The 20241-nt window shown below is 32.7% G+C and carries 20 protein-coding genes, 1 tRNA gene and 2 rRNA genes; 21 read left to right on the top strand and 2 right to left on the bottom strand.

Annotated features, from left to right (window positions below; translation table 4 throughout):
• Positions 1-21: 21 nt before the first annotated feature.
• A complete protein-coding gene (locus SALLE_RS03040) occupies positions 22-558 on the bottom strand; it encodes a hypothetical protein (RefSeq protein WP_115558162.1) in 537 nt (178 codons plus the stop codon).
• A gap of 210 nt (positions 559-768) precedes the next feature.
• Here SALLE_RS03040 and truB point away from each other — a divergent pair, with 210 nt between their 5' ends.
• From truB to SALLE_RS03000, 9 genes are all read left to right on the top strand, one after another.
• On the top strand, positions 769-1689 hold the full coding sequence (truB, locus tag SALLE_RS03035; RefSeq protein WP_115558161.1) for a tRNA pseudouridine(55) synthase TruB: 921 nt from the start codon (positions 769-771) through the stop codon (positions 1687-1689).
• Entirely contained in the window at positions 1689-2444 is a 756-nt protein-coding gene (locus SALLE_RS03030) for a nucleotidyl transferase family protein (RefSeq protein ID WP_115558160.1), read from the top strand. The genes truB and SALLE_RS03030 overlap by 1 nt, the downstream gene beginning before the upstream one ends.
• Positions 2445-2557: 113 nt before the next feature.
• Positions 2558-2824, top strand: coding sequence for a 30S ribosomal protein S15 (gene rpsO / locus SALLE_RS03025; RefSeq protein WP_115558159.1), 267 nt, complete (start codon positions 2558-2560; stop codon positions 2822-2824).
• Between the two features lie 187 nt (positions 2825-3011).
• Complete coding sequence (locus SALLE_RS03020) at positions 3012-3536, top strand: hypothetical protein (protein ID WP_115558158.1); 525 nt, start codon at positions 3012-3014, stop codon at positions 3534-3536.
• A 369-nt stretch (positions 3537-3905) separates the two neighbouring features.
• Positions 3906-4067 (top strand): hypothetical protein, encoded by a 162-nt coding sequence (locus SALLE_RS05955; RefSeq protein ID WP_162807943.1) that lies wholly within the window; start codon positions 3906-3908, stop codon positions 4065-4067.
• A gap of 105 nt (positions 4068-4172) precedes the next feature.
• A complete protein-coding gene (locus tag SALLE_RS03015) occupies positions 4173-4448 on the top strand; it encodes a hypothetical protein (RefSeq protein ID WP_115558157.1) in 276 nt (91 codons plus the stop codon).
• A gap of 245 nt (positions 4449-4693) precedes the next feature.
• Positions 4694-5623 carry a tRNA (adenosine(37)-N6)-dimethylallyltransferase MiaA gene (miaA, locus tag SALLE_RS03010; protein WP_115558156.1) on the top strand — a complete coding sequence of 310 codons (930 nt, stop codon included), beginning with the start codon at positions 4694-4696 and terminating at the stop codon, positions 5621-5623.
• A 78-nt stretch (positions 5624-5701) separates the two neighbouring features.
• Positions 5702-5775, top strand: a tRNA-Gly gene (locus SALLE_RS03005).
• Positions 5776-5856: 81 nt separating this feature from the next.
• A complete protein-coding gene (locus SALLE_RS03000) occupies positions 5857-6582 on the top strand; it encodes a DxFTY motif-containing membrane protein (RefSeq protein WP_115558155.1) in 726 nt (241 codons plus the stop codon).
• A gap of 56 nt (positions 6583-6638) precedes the next feature.
• On the opposite strand, the gene SALLE_RS02995 is transcribed toward SALLE_RS03000, so the two are convergent.
• Complete coding sequence (locus SALLE_RS02995; RefSeq protein WP_115558154.1) at positions 6639-7430, bottom strand: phosphotransferase; 792 nt, start codon at positions 7428-7430, stop codon at positions 6639-6641.
• 69 nt (positions 7431-7499) lie between these two features.
• Between SALLE_RS02995 and rdgB the strand changes: the two genes are divergently transcribed.
• The 12 genes from rdgB (at position 7500) to SALLE_RS02935 (ending at position 20239) form a co-directional block, all read left to right on the top strand.
• Entirely contained in the window at positions 7500-8099 is a 600-nt protein-coding gene (rdgB, locus tag SALLE_RS02990; RefSeq protein WP_115558153.1) for an RdgB/HAM1 family non-canonical purine NTP pyrophosphatase, read from the top strand.
• Positions 8100-8110: 11 nt separating this feature from the next.
• Entirely contained in the window at positions 8111-8458 is a 348-nt protein-coding gene (locus SALLE_RS02985; protein ID WP_115558152.1) for a hypothetical protein, read from the top strand.
• Positions 8459-8469: 11 nt separating this feature from the next.
• On the top strand, positions 8470-8994 hold the full coding sequence (locus SALLE_RS02980) for a TrmH family RNA methyltransferase (RefSeq protein ID WP_162807978.1): 525 nt from the start codon (positions 8470-8472) through the stop codon (positions 8992-8994).
• 16 nt (positions 8995-9010) lie between these two features.
• A complete protein-coding gene (locus tag SALLE_RS02975) occupies positions 9011-10114 on the top strand; it encodes a nicotinate-nucleotide adenylyltransferase (RefSeq protein ID WP_115558150.1) in 1104 nt (367 codons plus the stop codon).
• Between the two features lie 12 nt (positions 10115-10126).
• Positions 10127-10792 (top strand): 5'-methylthioadenosine/S-adenosylhomocysteine nucleosidase, encoded by a 666-nt coding sequence (gene mtnN, locus SALLE_RS02970; protein WP_115558149.1) that lies wholly within the window; start codon positions 10127-10129, stop codon positions 10790-10792.
• Positions 10793-10816: 24 nt separating this feature from the next.
• The gene (locus SALLE_RS02965; protein ID WP_115558148.1) at positions 10817-11437 is read left to right on the top strand and encodes a deoxynucleoside kinase; all 621 of its coding nucleotides are present in this window, start codon (positions 10817-10819) and stop codon (positions 11435-11437) included.
• A gap of 22 nt (positions 11438-11459) precedes the next feature.
• Entirely contained in the window at positions 11460-12494 is a 1035-nt protein-coding gene (locus tag SALLE_RS02960) for a hypothetical protein (protein ID WP_115558147.1), read from the top strand.
• Positions 12495-12559: 65 nt separating this feature from the next.
• A complete protein-coding gene (locus SALLE_RS02955; protein WP_115558146.1) occupies positions 12560-12838 on the top strand; it encodes a metal-sensitive transcriptional regulator in 279 nt (92 codons plus the stop codon).
• 10 nt (positions 12839-12848) lie between these two features.
• Positions 12849-13067, top strand: a complete 219-nt coding sequence (locus tag SALLE_RS02950) for a heavy-metal-associated domain-containing protein (RefSeq protein ID WP_115558145.1) — start codon at positions 12849-12851, stop codon at positions 13065-13067.
• Positions 13057-15249: a heavy metal translocating P-type ATPase gene (locus tag SALLE_RS02945; RefSeq protein ID WP_115558144.1), complete on the top strand. Its 2193-nt coding sequence runs from the start codon at positions 13057-13059 to the stop codon at positions 15247-15249. Before SALLE_RS02950 ends, SALLE_RS02945 begins: the two co-directional genes overlap by 11 nt.
• Positions 15250-15532: 283 nt before the next feature.
• Positions 15533-17053: ribosomal RNA gene (locus SALLE_RS02940) — 16S ribosomal RNA — on the top strand.
• A gap of 272 nt (positions 17054-17325) precedes the next feature.
• Positions 17326-20239: ribosomal RNA gene (locus tag SALLE_RS02935) — 23S ribosomal RNA — on the top strand.
• The 16S and 23S rRNA genes sit together here, the layout of an rRNA operon.
• Positions 20240-20241: the final 2 nt, after the last annotated feature.

The following is a 20241-nucleotide window of genomic DNA, read 5'->3' as shown; positions in this document are numbered from 1 at the left end:
AAGTTGGATTTTTAATTGTGTTTATTCGTCATCAGTAATATGCCAAGATTGAACGCGTTGTTTTAAAATGTCGTTTCTTTTAGTAATATATTCCCTTTGAGATTTACCAAGGTTTTGGTACTGTTCTTTACTACTTTTAATTCTTAATTTCTTAAGCTCTTCATCGCAATAAACTCAAGTCAATCAAAGGATATACAAATGTCTTAAAAATTTAATTTCATCATCGCTATATTCTTCATAGCTTATTTTAGAAGCTTCTTTTTGGCTAAAGTTAATTCATTTTTGTGGATCCACTAGTTGCTTGTAGTCTTTGTACGCCAATTCTTGAAACGCTAAAGCTTTTGAAATAATGTCTTTTTCTAAAATTTTTATTGTATCAGCAATGGCCTTTACTGCCGCCTTTTCAAAATCCTCTTGAGTAGGGAAGTGGTGTTTTTTAATATAAAAAATACTTGTTTTTAAATTATTTATGGGGTTAGCAGCAGTTGTATAATCTTTTGCTGTAACTTTGCTAAATTCAACCTCAATTTCATCAAATAGTTTTGATTTATAAATCATCTAGGCACAACCTTTCATTTAAATTATTATACCACAAATTTTTTGCATTTTTGCTAATATATAAAATATAAATTGCATAAAATTTTACTTTTGTTTTAATTGCAGTATCGCTTATTTATAAATTTATATTTCTAGTATAATAACAAAAATTATGTATTTTAGACTAATAATTGAGGTAAAATAAATTTATTGGACTTAGGAGTGGAATTAATGTTACAAAAATCAGGGATATTCTTAGTTAACAAACCCTCTGGAATGACCTCAAATGATTTAATCAAAAAAATTCAAAAAAAATTAAACATTAAAAAAATTGGCCATGCTGGTACTCTAGATCCGCTTGCTTCAGGACTGATGGTTGTTTTAGTTAATCAAGCAACCAAGGTTAGTGATTTTTTATTGTCGGCTAATAAAACCTACAATGTGACAATGAAACTTTTTGAAGATACTGATACCAAAGATATTACCGGAAAGGTCATAAATAAAGTTGAACCTTATAAACTTGATAAAAGTTTAATTAATAATATTGTTAAAAAATATAATGGTTATATCTATGAACAATACCCACCAATTTACTCAGCAATTAAAGTTGATGGAAAAAAACTATATGAGTATGCTCGTAAAAATCAAGCTGATCAAGTTGAAATAACTCCAAGAACGGTGACGATTGAAAAATGTGAATTTGTTAATTATGATAAAAAAAATCACGAAATTTCGTTGCGGCTAAAAGTCAGCAAGGGTACTTACGTGAGGAGTTTTGTAACAGATTTTGCAAATGATTTAGATACAATTGCAACAGTCTCCAAATTAGAACGAACAGCTTCGGGGGGATTTGATTTATCAAATTCAAAGAATTTAGATGTAATTGATTGAGATCATTTAGTTTCCTTGTACGACACACTAATTAAATCAGAACAAGTATTAATTCAATATCATTTTGAACAAGATGTTCGTCAAGGTAAATCAATAACTTTGCCAAGAGTATCTTTTCCAATCGTTTTTATTGTAAATGATAAAAAAGAAGTTATTGGAATATATAAACACGCCGCTAATCACATTTATACTTGCCAAAGAGGTCTTTGGCAAGATGATCCGGCTATTAAAAAAACAGAGGCCGAAATGGAGGGCTACTAATGGAAATTATTAAAATCGATTTGAGTAAAACAATCGAAGAACAAATTATCAAGGAACCTAGTGTTGTCACAATCGGATTTTTTGATGGAATTCATAGAATTCATCAAGAAATTTTAAAAAAGACAGCTAAGTTAGCAACTAAAAACGATTTAAAGGCCGTGGTTGTTACATTTTCAAGAAAAGTTAAATCTTTTTTAAGTGGAAATTCAGAACAAATTCTTGATAATGAAATTAAATATCGCGAAATTGAAGAACTAACCTATATTGACTATATTATTGAAATTGAAGTAAACGACGAAATGATAAAAATTGACAAAGATGAATTCATTAAATGAATGATGGAAAAATTGATGGCTAAAAAAATTGTAGTTGGAAGCGATGTTAATTTTGGATTTAGGGGACAAGGGGATATTTATGATTTATTAGCCAAATTTGGAACCGATAATGTTGTTATCTATCACAGAGTTGATGAATTTTCATCAAGTGAACTAAAGGAGTTAATCTCAACTGGTCATGTAGCTCAAGCAAATAAAATGATGTTGAAGAAATTGGAGTTGAAAATTTCTAAAATAAAAGCTAATTTGTATGAATCTGAAGATAATGCAATAACTGTAATGGACGGAAAGTATTTAGGCTTGATCGAAGGTAAAAAAATCTATTTCCATGTTGTTGCAAATCGTTTAAAAATAAATGAATCTGACATCATTGGAATTGAACCAAAATCTGTTATATTTTTAAAATATTTAGGTAAATAGTTATTTTTTCATTTATAATATCTAAGGGTATAGTTTGTCATTGTTTTAATTTATCCCGAAATTAATACTTTGTCAAAACAAAACCAGTGAAAAAAACAAGGGGGAAAAATATTATGGTATTAAAAGCAAGAAAAGCCGAAATAATTAAAGAATTTGGTCAAAATGACAAAGACACTGGACGTGCTGAAGTTCAAATTGCACTTTTAACAGATGATATTAGAAACTTAACTGAACACTTACAGTTACATAAAAAAGATATCACTTCAAGAAGAAGTTTATTAAAAAAAGTTTCACAAAGAAAACATCACTTAAATTTCTTAATCAAAAATGATTTTGAACGCTATAAAGCAATTATCGCAAAATTAAATCTAAGAAAATAATTAGAATAGTATATTTATTTTAAAAAATTATAAAAAATATATTTTTTTTATAATGTTTTAAATTTTTTATATACTATTTTAAAAAAGCCATTTTTTTGATATAATATATAAGTATTTTGGTAATTAATTATAAATTAGTTATTGCTAGAATCTAATCGAATAAAAAAGAAAAGGATGGGTAGAGCACATGGCTACTAAAACAACAAACAAATCAAAAGGATCTAAGCCACAACACTTAGAAACTCGTAAAAAAGCAAGTGATCCTAAACCAAAAAAAATCGTAGTTGAAGGAATTAAATTGACTGAAGTTCAAGAAAAATTCATTTGAGAAAAAGCTGAACCAGTTTCAGGGCATAACCAATCGATTTACCGTCGTGACGTATGTGGTGCGATTATTAAAGTTCAAGAAAAAAACCTTGAATCAGAATTTGGTTGAGTATTAACTTTAGCTGATCCAAATGGTGATTCTGATGAAGTAAACAACATCATTGCAATGCACTGAATGAATGCAAAAGTTAAACGTAAACCAGATGAAATGTGAATTGCACCAGTTACTGGTTCATGAGATACAAAAGATACATATAATGAATTAAGAGATGTAAAAATTCCAGCAGAAGTTATCCAAAAAGTTCGTAAAACAACTTTATTCCAAGATACTAAAGTTGAACCAAAACGCATTAACTTACAAATTAGAAAATCTAATAAAAAATAATTTAAAAACATGTTCTGAAACATGTTTTTTTATTTGAAATTAATTAATAAATTAATTATGTTATGTGGGTTACTTTTAAAGAAATTTTTAAAAGTAACCCACTTTATTTTTAATAGTGCTAATATAAATATTGAAGCAAAATCAATTGATTATTTCAATGAGAAACCTAATATTTTAATTCTTTAAAAGAAAGGAGTTCCCCAAATGAATCTATTGATTTTTGCAATGAACTTTGTTCCAACATTAACCAATGTAAATGATAATTTGTCACCACAAAATCTAGAAACTGTTATTTCACAACCAATTAAAAAAACTATGAAATAAATAGTAAAACAAAAAAATATGATATAAGTTTTGAAAAGTCTGAAAATGTTAAAACCGAAAAATTTAAGCTTGCTTTTATATGGTCTGGGTGCCATTGCAACTGCAATTATACCAGGAATGGAACCTTTGTCTCCAACCCTTGCTGCAGCTTTTTTAACATCATCTGAATTATCACAGATAAAACCAGGCACCTCTTGATGAACATAAAATAACAATTTAATAGATTTTGCTTCATTATTTTTTTATAAAGTTCAGGAAAATATTATTATATTAGATTTAAATAAATTTTTTTTAAAAGAAGAGGTTAAATTCATGATTAAAAAAGTTAAATTATTATATTTTTACATATTGCTAATAGGAACTAGTTTTTTTATTACTCAAGGACTCGCTAATAATCAAGAGGATTATCAAGAAGAAGGAATGGCTATTAAGTGCCGTGTTAACAACGATAAAAATAATCATGGTCCCTATAATTTGCATCGATATTCTAGTAATAAACCTAAACCTAAACTTTATAAAATAATAGTTACTTTCATTTATATTGCGATGGTGGTTATTTTTGTAATTTGAGTAGTGACGAGAAATTAAAGATATTTCTTTATCTCTTCAATATTTAAATCTTAAAACTTTGTTAAAATGTATAGTATAATTTATTTGTGCGAAAGCACAAAGAATACAAAGTTTATTCTTAAGTATGTGTAAGTGTTATAAAACCGCTATATAAATTAATGCTTCTTATCTTATACATGGTTATAGCGGGTGGGGGCATTTTTTATTTTTAAGTGATTTAAAAATTTAGATTTTTTAAAAATAAAAAATGCAAAGGAGTAATTATGAATAATATTCCAATTATTTTAATTGTTGGACCAACTGGTTCTGGGAAAACTGATCTGTCTATAAAAATTGCAAAAAAATTAAAGGGCGAGTGTATCAATGCTGATTCAACTCAGATTTTTTCAGGAACAGATATTGCGACAAATAAAATTACAACAGAAGAAATGGAAGGAATTAAACATCATTTGCTTTCTACGATTCCTGTAAATGGTAATTATTCAGTTGCTCAGTTTCAAAATGAGGGTCGAAAAGTTATAAATTCGCTATTGAAACAAAGTATAATTCCAATAATTGTTGGAGGAACTGGTTTGTACATTAATGCTCTTTTAAAAAAATATCATTTTCAAGAAGAAAAATATGGTCAACTTTACCATCCCGATCTAGATAATTATAGTAATATTGAATTATGGAAAATGCTAAATGATTTTGATAGTGAAGCTGCAAGTAAAATTCACGAAAATAATCGTCAAAGATTATTGCGAGCTAATTCAGTGGTTTTTGAAAGAAAAGAATTAAAGACGGATTTAATAAAGGATGGGGGAGAAAAGTTTTTTTCTAATCCATTAATAATAATTGGTCTTAATCCTAATCGACAAGATTTGCATGAATCTTTAAATAGTAGGGTAAATAAATTAATTCAAAGAGGATTATTTGAAGAAATCAAAAAAGCGTACAAAGAAAATGACTACAATGAAAATGCCCAAGCACTAAAATGTATTGGTGGTAAAGAAATTGTAAAATATTTGAAAAGGGAAATAACTTATGAGCAAGCAATTTTGGATATGCAGACCGCTAATAGAAGATATGCCAGAAAACAAATCACTTGGTTTAAACATCAATTAAAAGATATTCAGTGATTTGAATATAACCTTAAAGATTTTCAAAAAACTTGTAATTTAGTATTAGAATATTTAGAAAAAGTATTGTAAATGAATATTTTTAACTTTTTTCTACAAAACTTATTGACATTAATTTCAAAATCTTGTATTATATCAAAGGTTATTAATGCGGGTGTAGTTTAATGGTAGAACTTCAGCCTTCCAAGCTGACTGTGAGGGTTCGATTCCCTTCACCCGCTCCATTATAAAACTATGATAAATCTAACTTAGGTTAGATTTTTTTATTTCAATTGGTGTATAATTTCATTAATGAGGTTTTGAATATGAACGAAAAAGACGAAAAAATTAAAGAAGGAAAATCCAAAAATGAGTTCAATGCGCAAAGAACTCCTTTTTGAATTAGTTTTGGTTGACTATGAATTGAGGCTATAATTCCAGCATTTCTAATTTGATTTCTAATGGGAAAAGATTTTAGCTTTAGCTTTTTCAAAGATTTAGCAGAGCCAAAAGAATTGTGGGTTGTTCTAGCTTGTTTATTGGTAATTGCATGAAGTATTTTTAGTACAATGTTATTTTTTTATTTAAACTGACATGAAAGCGATAACTTTACTTTTGCCTTTATTACATCAATGGTAATGACTTCTTTTATATATAATGGCCTTTGATTGGGTAACAGTCCCTCAGGAATTGTTTTAAAGGCATTTTTGGGAGTTTTTATTTTAATTGGATCAGGAATTCTTGGAGCGATGTTAACCGCTTTAATGCGTAATCAAGATAACAAGCGTCAAGAAGATTTGAAAGTAATGTATCAGGCTTTCAAAAATAACGAGACAATTCCTGAAAAAAAATTATTGAAAATTCGCCGCTATGAGGATAAAGTTAAAAAAAATCAAGAACGCGAAGCAGAATTAGCTGCCTTTCGTAAAGAATTGCAAAGAAAAATTAGTGATGAATTGAATGAGCGTGAAAAAAGTAAAATTAATTATCAAGAAAAAGTTTCTAAGGAATTGGATTCTAAGGAAATTAATCAAAGTAAAAAAAAGAAATAAAAATCAATTTCAATGAAAAAAAATCATTGAAATTGATTTTTTTTTATAATTAAATTTTAAAACTTAGTGTTAATTAATTGCTCATATTTATCTTTAGCAATTTTTTGAAAAATGTTTTTCTCGGTTCTTTGGAACATATACATTGCCCAATAACATCACAAATAATTTTGATAAAAAATATAGTTCGTTACTTTTTTATATTCATCAATTGTCAGATCGAACTCTTTTAAAAATGTTCTAGTAAATAGGGGGTCTTGTTTTAAAGTTTCGCTTACGAAACTTGCTAAATCAAATAATGGATCGTTCAAACTTGCAAAGTCATAATCAATTATTTTTAACCCAGAATTGGTAAATAGGAAATTACCAGGCACTAAATCATTGTGACAAAAAGTAAACTCTGTGATCTGATTTTCATTAATAATTTTATATATTTTTTCCTTAAAGGGTATTAAATCAAAAATTAAATTCTTAGTATTTTCTTCAAAAAAATTAAGAATTTTCTTGAAATTAAATTTTTTAACTTTTGAATTTTTTAGTTTTATTTCGTGCATTTTCTTGATTGCTTTTGCAATTTCTAAAATTATCTCAGGGTTAATTTCGCGTGATTCCAGCGTTTCACTGTCATCAAAATACTCATAACTACTAGTAAATAAATTACTTTTAAATCCAAATTTTACTGGCTTAATAAGAACGCTATTTTCCAAATTTGAAATTTCTTTAAGCACTTGAAATTCATTTTTTCTATCTAAAAAATCATCAACAATAAAATTACTTTTTTTACAAAAAAGACCATTCTCTAGATATGTTAAATTAGTTAATCCTAATTCTAAAAAGGTTACATTTTTCATAATTCACCTCAAATTATATATTCTAAATATGTTATTATTATATTATACTATTATTTCAAAGGAGTAGTCATGAAAAAGAATATCTGAGTGGCAACTGCAAATATTAATAAAGTAGAAGAATTTAAAGTTTTACTACCAAATTATGAAATAAAATCACTTTTAGATTTTAAGGAAGTTTTAGATATACCCGAGGATTTTGAAACGTTTGAAGAAAATGCGCTTTTTAAAGCACAAACACTTTATGATATCATTGATGAAACTGTAATTGCTGATGATTCAGGCTTATGTATTTTTGGTTTGGATAACTTTCCTGGAGTTAAATCAGCTCGTTGGGCTAGTCCGGAAAAAGATTGAAATAAAATCAATGATAAACTTTTAGAAAAGATGTTAGAACATAAATTAAATAGTATCGATCAAAGACAAGCTAGTTTTGTGACGGTGATTGCTATTTTTAATAAAAAACTTAACATCAAAGAAGTTTTTCGAGGAGAAATTCAGGGAACAATTTTAACAAAACTAACAGGAAATCAAGGATTTGGTTATGACCCGATCTTTGCTCCAAGTAATCATCAAAATAGTTTTGCTCAAATGAGCACTAGTGAGAAAAATAAATATTCTCACCGTGCTATTGCTTGTCAAAAATTAAGAGAATTTTTAGATAAAATTTAACAAGGAGAATTATGAAAAAAGATCAATATTTTTATCAAATGCAAAGTAAGTATAATATCGTTTCAATAAATGTTTATGTTCATTTAGAAAACTTATTTAACTACTTTCCAGACTATCGTAAAATTTTTAAGGAAACTGCAATGTTGGACAAAAGCGGAAACTTGAAATCTCGCGGAGAAATAAATATCGAAGATGTTCAGTTGCTATTTAGAGCTTTAAATTTTGAAGATCAGAATCGTTACGATCCGATGTTCGATATTAATTTTGTAACTCAAGCTCCAGAAAAATATAAGTCACCAGATCAATGATATGACTATTACAGAAATAACTTTACTGGAGTGATGAAAAAAATAAAATAATTGGAGGAATTATTATGGGCAGAAAGATTAATATAGTTTTATTTGAGCCTGAAATTGCCGATAACGTAGGAGCAATTTTTAGAACAGCTGCATTAACTAATGCTAGTCTTCATTTAATAGAACCTTTTGGTTTTATTTTTGATCGTCGTAATTTTGCAAGAAGTAGTGCCAATACGTTTGAAGGGGTTAATTATTTTAAGTATGATAATTGAGAAGATTTTATTAAACAAAATCCTAAAGCGATGCTTTTTTGTTTGAGCAGGTACGGTTCAAAACCTCTAAGTGATTTTAATTTCAGTGAAATTAATAACGAAATTTTTATTGTTTTTGGAAAGGAATCAACTGGAATTCCAAAAAATATCTTGCAAGAAAATTTAGAAAGAGTATTTAGAATCCCGATGGTATCAACTGGAAGAAGTTTAAATATTGCCAATACAGTTGGAATTGCCACATATGAAGTATTGCGTCAATGAGATTATTTGGATTTGAGTAAAGTTGAAGTTGAAAAGGGCGTGGACTATTTAACTAAAGAATAGAATTGAGGATTTTGGTATGCGAAGAATAGCTTTATTTGGAGGGACGTTTGATCCGGTTCACACAGACCATATTAATATTGCTAAAGCTTGTGTGGAAAATTTGGGTTTTGATGAAGTTTGAATGATTCCTAATTATCTTAGTCCTTTTAAAAAATCAACAAATAGTTCTATAAAAGATCGTTTGGCAATGTTAGAAATTGTAAGACAAAAGTACGATTTTATTAGAATAAATGAGTATGAAATTCGCAAGCAAGAAAGAAGTTTTACTTATGAAACTGTTAAATATTTAAAGTTCCAACCACAATACAAAGATTTTGAATTTTCGTTTATTATGGGAAGTGACCAACTTGATGATTTTGAAAATTGAGATCACTTTCCAGAATTAATTAAGTTGATAAATTTTAAAGTTTTTTTGAGAAGTGAATTTTATAATAAGAAAATAGTTGAAAAATACAATTTGGAAGTTTTTGAATTTAACAATAATCATTTATCATCAACCAAAATAAGAAATTTGCAAGACGTATATTTACAAGATCCTGAAATTAACGAATACATTAATAAAAATCTTTTATATCTAAATGAAAGGCTTGCTCAAAAAATGGATGAAAAACGCTTTCAGCATTGTTTGAATGTCGGGGTGATGGCAAGACATCTGGCCAAAATTAATAATCTAGACCAAAATAAAGCTTGAGTAGCAGGCACATTGCATGATGTAACCAAAAGATGAACTCAAGAAGAACATTTCAATTACTTAAAAAAATGAATGCCCCCAATGATTAGTGAACCATTTCCGGTTTGACACAGTTTCACTGGATATTTACATTTGCAAAAGGATTGACAAATCCAAGATGTTGAAATACTACAAGCGGTATTCAACCACACTGTCGCTAGTTTAGAAATGAGTCCTTTGGATATGGTTGTATTTTGTGCTGATAAGGTGAGTATAGAGCGTGATTATCCTGGAGTTGAACAATTACGCAGTTTAGTTGAAAAAGACTTGCTTCAGGGATTTAAAACCATTTTAAAAAATCAGTATGATAATGCTTTGAAAAAGAATGGTCATGATAAAATTGGTAGCATTTTAGAAGCTGCATATCAACATTGAATTATGAATGATTAATGGGGGATTAAAATGAAATTATTAATTTTTGCTATGATAGAAGAAGCTCAAGATACAATCAATAGTTTAGAATTTTCAAAAGTAGATGATCTTTTTTTAAACTATTATCAAAATAAAGAAAGCTATCTATTAATTACGGGAATTGGTCTAGTAAATGCGAGTTTAACATTAAGTGTCTTTTTAACAAAACATAAAGAAATTAAAGAAATAATAAATATAGGAACAGCTGGAAGTTGTTCACAGGAATTGAATGTAAAAGATGTTGTTATCATTGATAAAACTTATTATTCAGCTGCTGATTTAACTGGATTTAATTATAGTTATGGTCAATTACCAGGTGAGCCTAAATATTACCACAATCCTCACATTAATGCAGAATTCTTCAAAAATTTAAAAATTTTTGAACCCAAAATTAGTTCTCTTGCATCTAGTGATATTTTTATAAATAGTGAAGAAAAATTTAATAATTTTGTTAAGAAAACTGATGTTGGAGTTGAAGTTTTTGATATGGAAGGGGCGGCGCTTTCTCATGTCGCAAACAGATTCAAAAAGCAAATTGTTATAATCAAGATTATCTCAGATAATCTTTTGAATAATTCAAGCGAAATTCAATTTGATCAATTTTTACAAGAAATTTCAATTAAGATAAGTAAAATCTTAAAACTTGTATTAAAATAGATAAATATAAAAGGGAGCTAAATAATGAGACTAGTAATTTTTGGAACAGTTGGGGCAGGGAAAACTTCTTTTATCAATGCTTTAAATAATAAATTAGGTTATAAGGTCTATGCTGAACCTTTGAATAAGAATCCATATTTTGATAAACTTTATGAACAATTTCAAGATAAAAACTCAAATACTTATAAAATGGAATTGTTTATGCTCTCAGAACGTATGAAGCAGTTTTTAGAATCACAGAATTTAGAAAATGTGGTTTTTGATCGCGGTGTTATGGATACATTAATTTTTGCGAATGCCAATTATGAAGAGGGTAATCTAGATAAAAGAGATTGAGACACTTATCGAACTTTTTTTGAAACTAATATTATTCCAGCAATTTTTAACAACGAAAATATTAAATCATATGAACTAGTGGTTTATTTGAGAGTTAGTGATGAAACTTCAATTAATAGAATTAATCAAAGAGCTATTCCTGGAGAACTAAGAGTCAAACAACATTTTTGAGAACTTCTAAATAGTTTGTATGAACAATGATATTTGGAATGAATTGATAAAATTCCTTTCATAGTAATTGATGGAAATATTGATGACATTGATGAAAAGGTAGATTTATTTTTCAAAAAAATTAGTAATTTTAAATAGTTATCAAGGTGGTGAATTATTTATGGAGTCAAATTTAGAGCAAAAATATCAAAAATTATTAACAAACTCTGTCAATAGTTTTTACTCTGAAACTGTCAATTTTGAAAAGAGTAAATGGTCTACTAAGTTAATCTACTATGGAATGTCTTTAATTGCAGTAGCATTTATTTATTTTTATGTCTCATCAATTCTTTATCAAGAATTTGATAAAGCCTTTAAAGATATTAAAAATGGTCAATCTTTAAAAATATTTTGCATGTATATTTTGCCATTTTTAATATTTGTCCTTGGGGCAATTCTTGCTATAATTTCATTTTTTAAACGTCGGGAATTGGAGAACAATTTTGAATATTTTGAGGATTGAGAATATTTATATGATTTGAGAAGCAAAATTATTATTGATATCAATATGCAACTTTTAAGTCTAGATGATCAAGTCCCTCTAATTGAGGATAACTTTGATTTTATTCCGTTAGTTGGCACAAGTGATTTTTACATTAATCAAGCTTTGAATTTTCAATTTGATAAAAATTTAATTTCTTATGCAGATATTTATTTTCCAAATAACAAAAATAATTTTACTACTCTAAAGTTTTATGGACTTGAAATAATTGATGAAAAATATTGGTTTGAAAACGAAATAACTCTTGAAATTACTGAAACTATGCAAGAGAGATTTTTAAAAAATGACTTAAATCAATATTTATTTGAAAAAACAGGTTTTGATAAAAATGATATTGAAGAATCGCAACAAGTTGAAAAAATTATTAAAATTCTTAATTTTAAAAGTTGACTTGGTAAAGTTGATTTAGAAGAATTTAGTGAGTTAACAATTAAAATTTTTGAGAAAAAAATTTGTTTTTGTTTTAACTTCAAAGTCAACGAGGAAATTTTTAACTACCAAAGTTTGGATTTTATTAAAAAGGACGCTTCGAAAACAATTTTTAAGAACGCTTTGGCAAGTAAAATTGATTTTGAATTAATCAAAGTAAAAAAGTTAACCCAAATTGCTTATAAAATACTCGGAAAAACAAAAAAGACAATTAATGAAAATTAATTGTCTTTTTTATGCAAATTAGTGTTATTATTTAGATATACCCATAGGGGTATATAGGAGGATTTATGAAAAAACACACAATCCGAAATGAAGAATTACAAAAAAACTACCAACAACATTTGAATCGAATTAAGGGTCAAATTGAAGGAGTTATCAATCAAATTAATAATAATGAATATTGTGTTGAAATCATCAACCAAATCAGTGCCATTCGTGGATCATTGCTTTCGGTGAGCAAGAAACTGGTGAATGAGCACATTCAAGGTTGTGTTATTAGCGACAACCAAAATCATGAAGAAGCATTTAAAGAAATTAATAATCTTATTGATCGTATTGCCAAATAGGAGGTAAAATATGAAAATTAAAGCTATTATAAAAAAAATGAATTGCCAACATTGCGTTGACAAAATTACTAAGACTTTACAAAAAAATCTTAAAGCTAAAAAAGTTGCTTTAGACTTTGATTCACAAATCTTAACTTGCCAACTAAAAGATGAAAAAAGCGTATTGGAAATGCAAAATCTAATTACCCAATTGGGTTATGAAATTGAAGGTTTAACAATTGAAGACTAATGACTATCAAATTATTGGAATGACTTGTAGTAATTGTGTTGTTTCAATTACCAATCAAGTTAGAAAACTTCCAATAGTTAAGAGTGTGGAAATAAACTTAGCTTTAAACTTAATGACCGTGGTATTTGTTGAAGAAGCCAATGACTCGCAAATTATTAAAGCGGTTAAAAAAGCTGGATATACTGCTAAATTAGTTAAGAACAACCAATTCCAAGCTCAGTTTGACAAACCGATGATATTAAAGATTGTACAAGTATCTTTAGCGTTGCTATTAACTTTGCCAATGTGATTGGGGATGATTTTGGCTATAAGCGGAGTTCATAACAGCTTTGTACTATTTTTACATAATCCTTGATTTCAACTTACCATCACCTCAATCGTTCAATTCATCTTAGGAGCAAGATTTTATAAAGAATTTTATAATGGAATTAAATCACGTAAAGCTAACATGGCTTTCTTGGTTGTTGTGGGAACTCTATCAGCTTATGGGTTAAGCATTTATAATGCTTGGTTAAATAACTGACAAGCAACCATGAGCGGAGAAACCCTTTATTTTGAATTAAGTGCCACCATAATTGCTTTTGTTTTATTGGGTAAACTACTTGAAGAGGGTGCTAAAACTCGCACAGGTAATGCTTTGAACCAATTAATAAAATTAGTACCTCAAACTGCTTTTGTGCTTAAGTCAGGTCAAACTACAGAAAAACCGTTAGAAGAAATTCAAGTTGGTGAACAAATTGCTATTAAGGCCGGGGGAAGTATTCCTTTTGATGGGGAGGTAATTTCAGGACAAGGTAGTGTGGATGAAAGTATGTTAACTGGAGAAAGTTTGCCGGTCTTAAAAGGGCAAGGTGATCTGGTAAGTGCTGGAACTATTAATCAAACTGGTTATTTAATTGTTCAAGTTAATAAACTAGTTAATCAATCAACTTTAGCTCAAGTAATTGAAATGGTTAAAACTGCTCAGACACGTAAAACTCAATTGCAATTAATTGTTGATAAAATTTCAGGCTACTTTGTACCGATAATCTTTGTCTTAGCTATAATTACCTTGATTGGATGAACTATTTATTATCAAGGCTGAAATCAAATAAGCTTGGTTCGAGCTATTACAGTTTTAGTAATTGCTTGTCCGTGTGCATTAGGTCTAGCCACTCCGACAGCCATTCTGGTAGTAACTAGCAAATCTGCTAAATTAGGAATCATCTTTAAATCAGCAGACAGTTTAGAAAAGTTAGCTAAAACTGATTTTGTGGTTTTTGATAAAACTGGAACTTTAACTCAAGGTCAAATCCAATTGCAAGAAGTTGTGATGATTAATGCCGATTATTCTAAAGTTCAAATTGAAGAAATGGTTTTCAATCTAGAAAAACAATCCGAACACTCCATTGGTTTAGGAATTGCTAAAAGTTTAGAATCTAAATTTAGTCAAACCCCATTATGAGAATTTGATGAATATCACACTTTACCCAGTTTTGGCTTAAAAGCTAAATACCAAAGTCAAGAATATCTTTTAGGTAATCAAAACTTGATGCTTGAAAATAAAATTGAAACTAAAAAAGTTTTAAGTAAGACTAAAGTTTATGAAGAACAAGGTAATACGATTATTTATTTAGCAATTAACAAAACTTTAATAGCATTTTTAGTGGTTGGGGATAAAATTAAACCTAATGCTAAAGAAATGCTAGAGCAACTCAAAGCTTTAAAAATCTCCACAGCTATGTTAACTGGTGATTCACAAAGAACTGCCTTAGCAATTGGAACTCAGTTACAAATGAGCGAGATTATGGGGGAAGTTAAAATTACCCAAAAGGCTGGAGAAATTGCTAAGAAGCGTCAAATCTACAATAGTGTTGCAATGGTTGGTGATGGGATTAATGATGCCATTGCCTTGAATGAAGCTGATGTAGGAATTACCTTTGCTAATGCCACAGATGTTGCGATAAGTTCTAGTGATGTTTTAATTTTACGTGATGATATTTTAAACGTTACCAAAGCAATTATTATTGCGAAAAAAACATATAGAAAAATCAAAGCCAATTTATTTTGAGCATTTTTCTATAATGTCTTAGCAATTCCACTAGCAGCATTTGGACTTATTTTCCCAGAACTTGGCGCTTTAATCATGGTGTTATCATCAATATCAGTAATTATCAATTCTCTATTTTTAAAAGTTAAATAGAAAACCGGTTAAATCCGGTTTTTTTTAAACTTCATTATTAAATCAATATTCTTTCGTAAAATAATGACGAAAAATGCAAAAAAAATTCATTTTTTTTGCAAAAAAGGTTGTATTTTATTCTGGAATATTATATATTCATTTGTGGCGCAATATGCGACAAATGATCTTTGAAAACTAAATAGAACAATTTACAACAATCATTAATTGTACAATTTAACTTGTATCAATTTGTTTGAGTTTAATAAAATAAAGGATAGTCAGAATCAAATATAGTCACATTTTTTTAAATGAGAGTTTGATCCTGGCTCAGGATGAACGCTGGCGGCATGCCTAATACATGCAAGTCGAACGGGGTGCTTGCACCCAGTGGCGAACGGGTGAGTAACACGTGTCTAATCTACCTTTTAGAGGGGGATAACAGTTGGAAACGACTGCTAATACCGCATATGACACCACTATGGCATCAGAAGGTGTTGAAAGGTCCGTTTGGACCGCTAAAAGATGAGGATGCGGCGTATTAGTTAGTAGGTGAGGTAATGGCTCACCTAGACGATGATACGTAGCCGAACTGAGAGGTTGATCGGCCACATTGGGACTGAGATACGGCCCAGACTCCTACGGGAGGCAGCAGTAGGGAATTTTTCACAATGGACGAAAGTCTGATGAAGCAATGCCGCGTGAGTGATGAAGGTTTTCGGATCGTAAAGCTCTGTTGTAGGAGAAGAATAACTAGGAGAGGAAATGCTCTTAGTCTGACGGTACCCTACCAGAAAGCCACGGCTAACTATGTGCCAGCAGCCGCGGTAATACATAGGTGGCAAGCGTTATCCGGATTTATTGGGCGTATAGGGTGCGTAGGCGGCTTAGTAAGTTTGAGGTTAAAGCCCGGGGCTCAACTCCGGTTCGCCTTGAAAACTGCTTTGCTAGAATACAGGAGAGGTAGATGGAATTCCAAGTGTAGCGGTGAAATGCGTAGATATTTGGAGGAACACCAGTGGCGTAGGCGATCTACTGGCCTGTTATTGACGCTGAGGCACGAAAGCGTGGGGAGCAAATAGGATTAGATACCCTAGTAGTCCACGCCGTAAACGTTGAGTACTAAGTGTCGGCATTATGTCGGTGCTGCAGCTAACGCATTAAGTACTCCGCCTGAGTAGTATGCTCGCAAGAGTGAAACTCAAAGGAATTGACGGGGACCCGCACAAGTGGTGGAGCATGTGGTTTAATTCGAAGCAACGCGAAGAACCTTACCAGGGCTTGACATCCAGTGCAAAACTACAGAGATGTAGTGGAGGTTAACATTGAGACAGGTGGTGCATGGTTGTCGTCAGTTCGTGCCGTGAGGTGTTGGGTTAAGTCCCGCAACGAACGCAACCCCTATTATTAGTTACTAACATTCAGTTGAGGACTCTAATGAGACTGCTAGTGTAAGCTAGAGGAAGGTGGGGATGACGTCAAATCATCATGCCCCTTATGTCCTGGGCTACACACGTGCTACAATGGTCGGTACAAAGAGTCGCAATCTCGCGAGGGGGAGCTAATCTCAAAAAGCCGATCTCAGTTCGGATTGAAGTCTGCAACTCGACTTCATGAAGCCGGAATCACTAGTAATCGCGGATCAGCAACGCCGCGGTGAATACGTTCTCGGGTCTTGTACACACCGCCCGTCACACCATGAGAGTTGGTAATACCAGAAGCAGGTGTCCTAACCGTAAGGAGGGAGCCTACCAAGGTAGGATTAGCGATTAGGGTGAAGTCGTAACAAGGTATCCGTACGGGAACGTGCGGATGGATCACCTCCTTTCTATGGAGAGAATTAAGTAAATGAAGCTGAAAGTGACTAAGTGTATTAACAGCTTCGACTATCCTTTATGTTCTATTTAGTTTTCAGAGATTATTTGAATAATTTGGCAACAAATTATTGATAATCTTTGAAAAAAGAATTGTTCTTTGAAAACTGAATATTAGATGAAAAAATACAATTTTCTTATTTGTTTTATATAAATAAAAAATTAGACATCAATTGTTATTAAAAAAACTAAAATTGAAATCATAAATTTGCAATAGGTTTTTCTCTAAAAAGTATAGTAAGGGCATATGGTGAATGCCTTGGAAAATGGAGCCGAAGAAGGACGTGACTACCTGCGAAAAGCATCGGGGAGCTGGAAGTGAGCTTTGATCCGGTGATATCCGAATGGGGAAACCCAATACGATTCATCTCGTATTATCCATGACTGAATTCATAGGTCATGAGAAGGGAACCTTGGGAACTGAAACATCTTAGTACCAAGAGGAAAAGAAATCGAATGAGATTCCGTCAGTAGCGGCGAGCGAAAGCGGAACAGGCCAAACCGGTCTACGGACCGGGGTTGTAGGACCTTAGTTAGAGTTACAAAATTAATGTATAGCAGAAGCTGTTGGGAAGCAGCACCGCAGAGGGTGATAGTCCCGTATGCGAAATACATTAGTCTCGAAGAGGTATCCTGAGTACGGCGGGGCACGTGAAACCCTGTCGGAATCTACCCAGACCACTGGGTAAGCCTAAATACTACCATTTTACCGATAGTGAACCAGTACCGTGAGGGAAAGGTGAAAAGTACCCCGAGAGGGGAGTGAAATAGTTCCTGAAACCATATGCTTACAAGAAGTCAGAGCCCGTTAATGGGTGATGGCGTGCTTTTTGTAGAAAGAGCCGGCGAGTTACGATATCGTGCAAGGTTAAGCGGAATCCGTGGAGCCGTAGTGAAAGCGAGCCTTAATAGGGCGTTTAGTACGATGTCGTAGACACGAAACCGGGTGATCTAGCCATGAGCAGGTTGAAGTTTGGGTAAAACCAAATGGAGGACCGAACCAACGTTCGTTGAAAAGACCGTGGATGACTTGTGGCTAGCGGTGAAATTCCAATCGAACCCGGAGATAGCTAGTTCTCCCCGATATAGCTTTAAGGCTAGCGTCGAGGTTTAGGACAATGGAGGTAGAGCACTGAATGTATGATGGCCCCACCTAGGGGTACTGAATGCAATTAAACTCCGAATGCCATTGTTTCATACTCGGCAGTCAGTACATGGGTGATAAGGTCCATGCACGTGAGGGAAACAGCCCAGATCATCAGTTAAGGTCCCTAAATGTATACTAAGTGTGTAAGGATGTGGAATTGCACAGACAGCTAGGATGTTGGCTCAGAAGCAGCCATCATTTAAAGAGTGCGTAACAGCTCACTAGTCGAGTGATTCTGCGCCGAAAATGTACCGGGGCTTAAGTATACTACCGAAACTATGGATTGGCGCGTAAGCGTCAGTGGTAGGGGAGCGTTCTAAGGGCGATGAAGTCAGACCGTGAGGACTGGTGGAGCGCTTAGAAGTGATTATGCCGGCATGAGTAACGTTTGGGGGTGAGAATCCCCCATGCCGTTTGACCAAGGTTTCCTGGGCAAGGTTCGTCCACCCAGGGTTAGTCAGGACCTAAGGCGAGGCCGAAAGGCGTAGTCGATGGACAACAGGTTGATATTCCTGTACTACTATGTAGAGTGATGGAGTGACGGAGAAGGATAGTGGAAGCCAGCTGTTGGATATGCTGGTCTAAGCACAAAGGGGTGTACGTAGGCAAATCCGCGTACTTTAACTCTGAAGTGTGATGGGGAGTGAACGCTTCGGCAAGTAGCGAAGTCCATGACTCCATGCTTCCAAGAAAAGCTTCTAGCGCTAATCTACATGGTACCTGTACCTAGAACGAACACACGTGGTCAAGGAGAGAATCCTAAGGCAAGCGAGAAAACTGTAGCTAAGGAACTCTGCAAAATCACCCCGTAAGTTCGCGAGAAGGGGTGCTCACTTTATGTGAGCCGCAGTGAAGAGGAAGGGGCAACTGTTTAGCAAAAACACAGCTCTCTGCAAAGTCGTAAGACGAAGTATAGGGGGTGACGCCTGCCCAGTGCCGGAAGGTTAAGAGGAGTGGTTAGTTTCGACGAAGCCATGAATTGAAGCCCCGGTGAACGGCGGCCGTAACTATAACGGTCCTAAGGTAGCGAAATTCCTTGTCAGGTAAGTTCTGACCCGCACGAAAGGCGTAATGATCCCTTCGCTGTCTCGGCTACAGACTCGGTGAAATTTTAGTACCAGTGAAGATGCTGGTTACCCGCAACTAGACGGAAAGACCCCGTGGAGCTTTACTATAACTTGATATTGAATCTTGGTGTAACATGTAGAGGATAGGTGGGAGACTATGAAGCAATCACGCTAGTGGTTGTGGAGTCATCCTTGGAATACCACCCTTGTTACATTGAGGTTCTAACCTAGGTCCGTTATCCGGATCAGGGACAGTGTCTGGTGGGTAGTTTGACTGGGGCGGTCGCCTCCTAAAATGTAACGGAGGCGCTCAAAGGTATTCTCAGTATGGTTGGAAATCATACATAGAGCGCAAAGGTAGAAGAATGCTTAACTGCGAGACTTACAAGTCGAACAGATGCGAAAGCAGGACTTAGTGATCCGGCGGTCCCGTGTGGAAGGGCCGTCGCTCAACGGATAAAAGTTACCCCGGGGATAACAGGCTGATCTCCCCCAAGAGTTCACATCGACGGGGAGGTTTGGCACCTCGATGTCGGCTCATCGCATCCTGGAGCTGAAGTCGGTTCCAAGGGTTGGGCTGTTCGCCCATTAAAGCGGTACGCGAGCTGGGTTCAGAACGTCGTGAGACAGTTTGGTCCCTATCTGTTGTGGGCGTAGGAAAATTGAGAAGAGCTGACCCTAGTACGAGAGGACCGGGTTGGACGCATCCCTGGTGCACCTGTTGTTCTGCCAAGAGCATAGCAGGGTAGCTATATGCGGAACGGATAATCGCTGAAGGCATCTAAGCGAGAAGCCTCCTTCAAGATGAGTTTTCCCATTGTTTAGCAAGTAAGATCCCATGTAGACCACATGGTTGATAGGCTGGGTGTGTACGCACGGTGACGTGTTTAGCTTACCAGTACTAATAGATCGAGAGTCTTTTTAGAAT

It is taken from the genome of Spiroplasma alleghenense, assembly GCF_003363775.1.
Classification (GTDB): domain Bacteria; phylum Bacillota_I; class Bacilli_A; order Mycoplasmatales; family Mycoplasmataceae; genus Spiroplasma_B; species Spiroplasma_B alleghenense.
The sequence above is the reverse complement of the archived record's forward strand: the minus strand, read 5'-3'. Positions and strand labels throughout refer to the sequence as shown.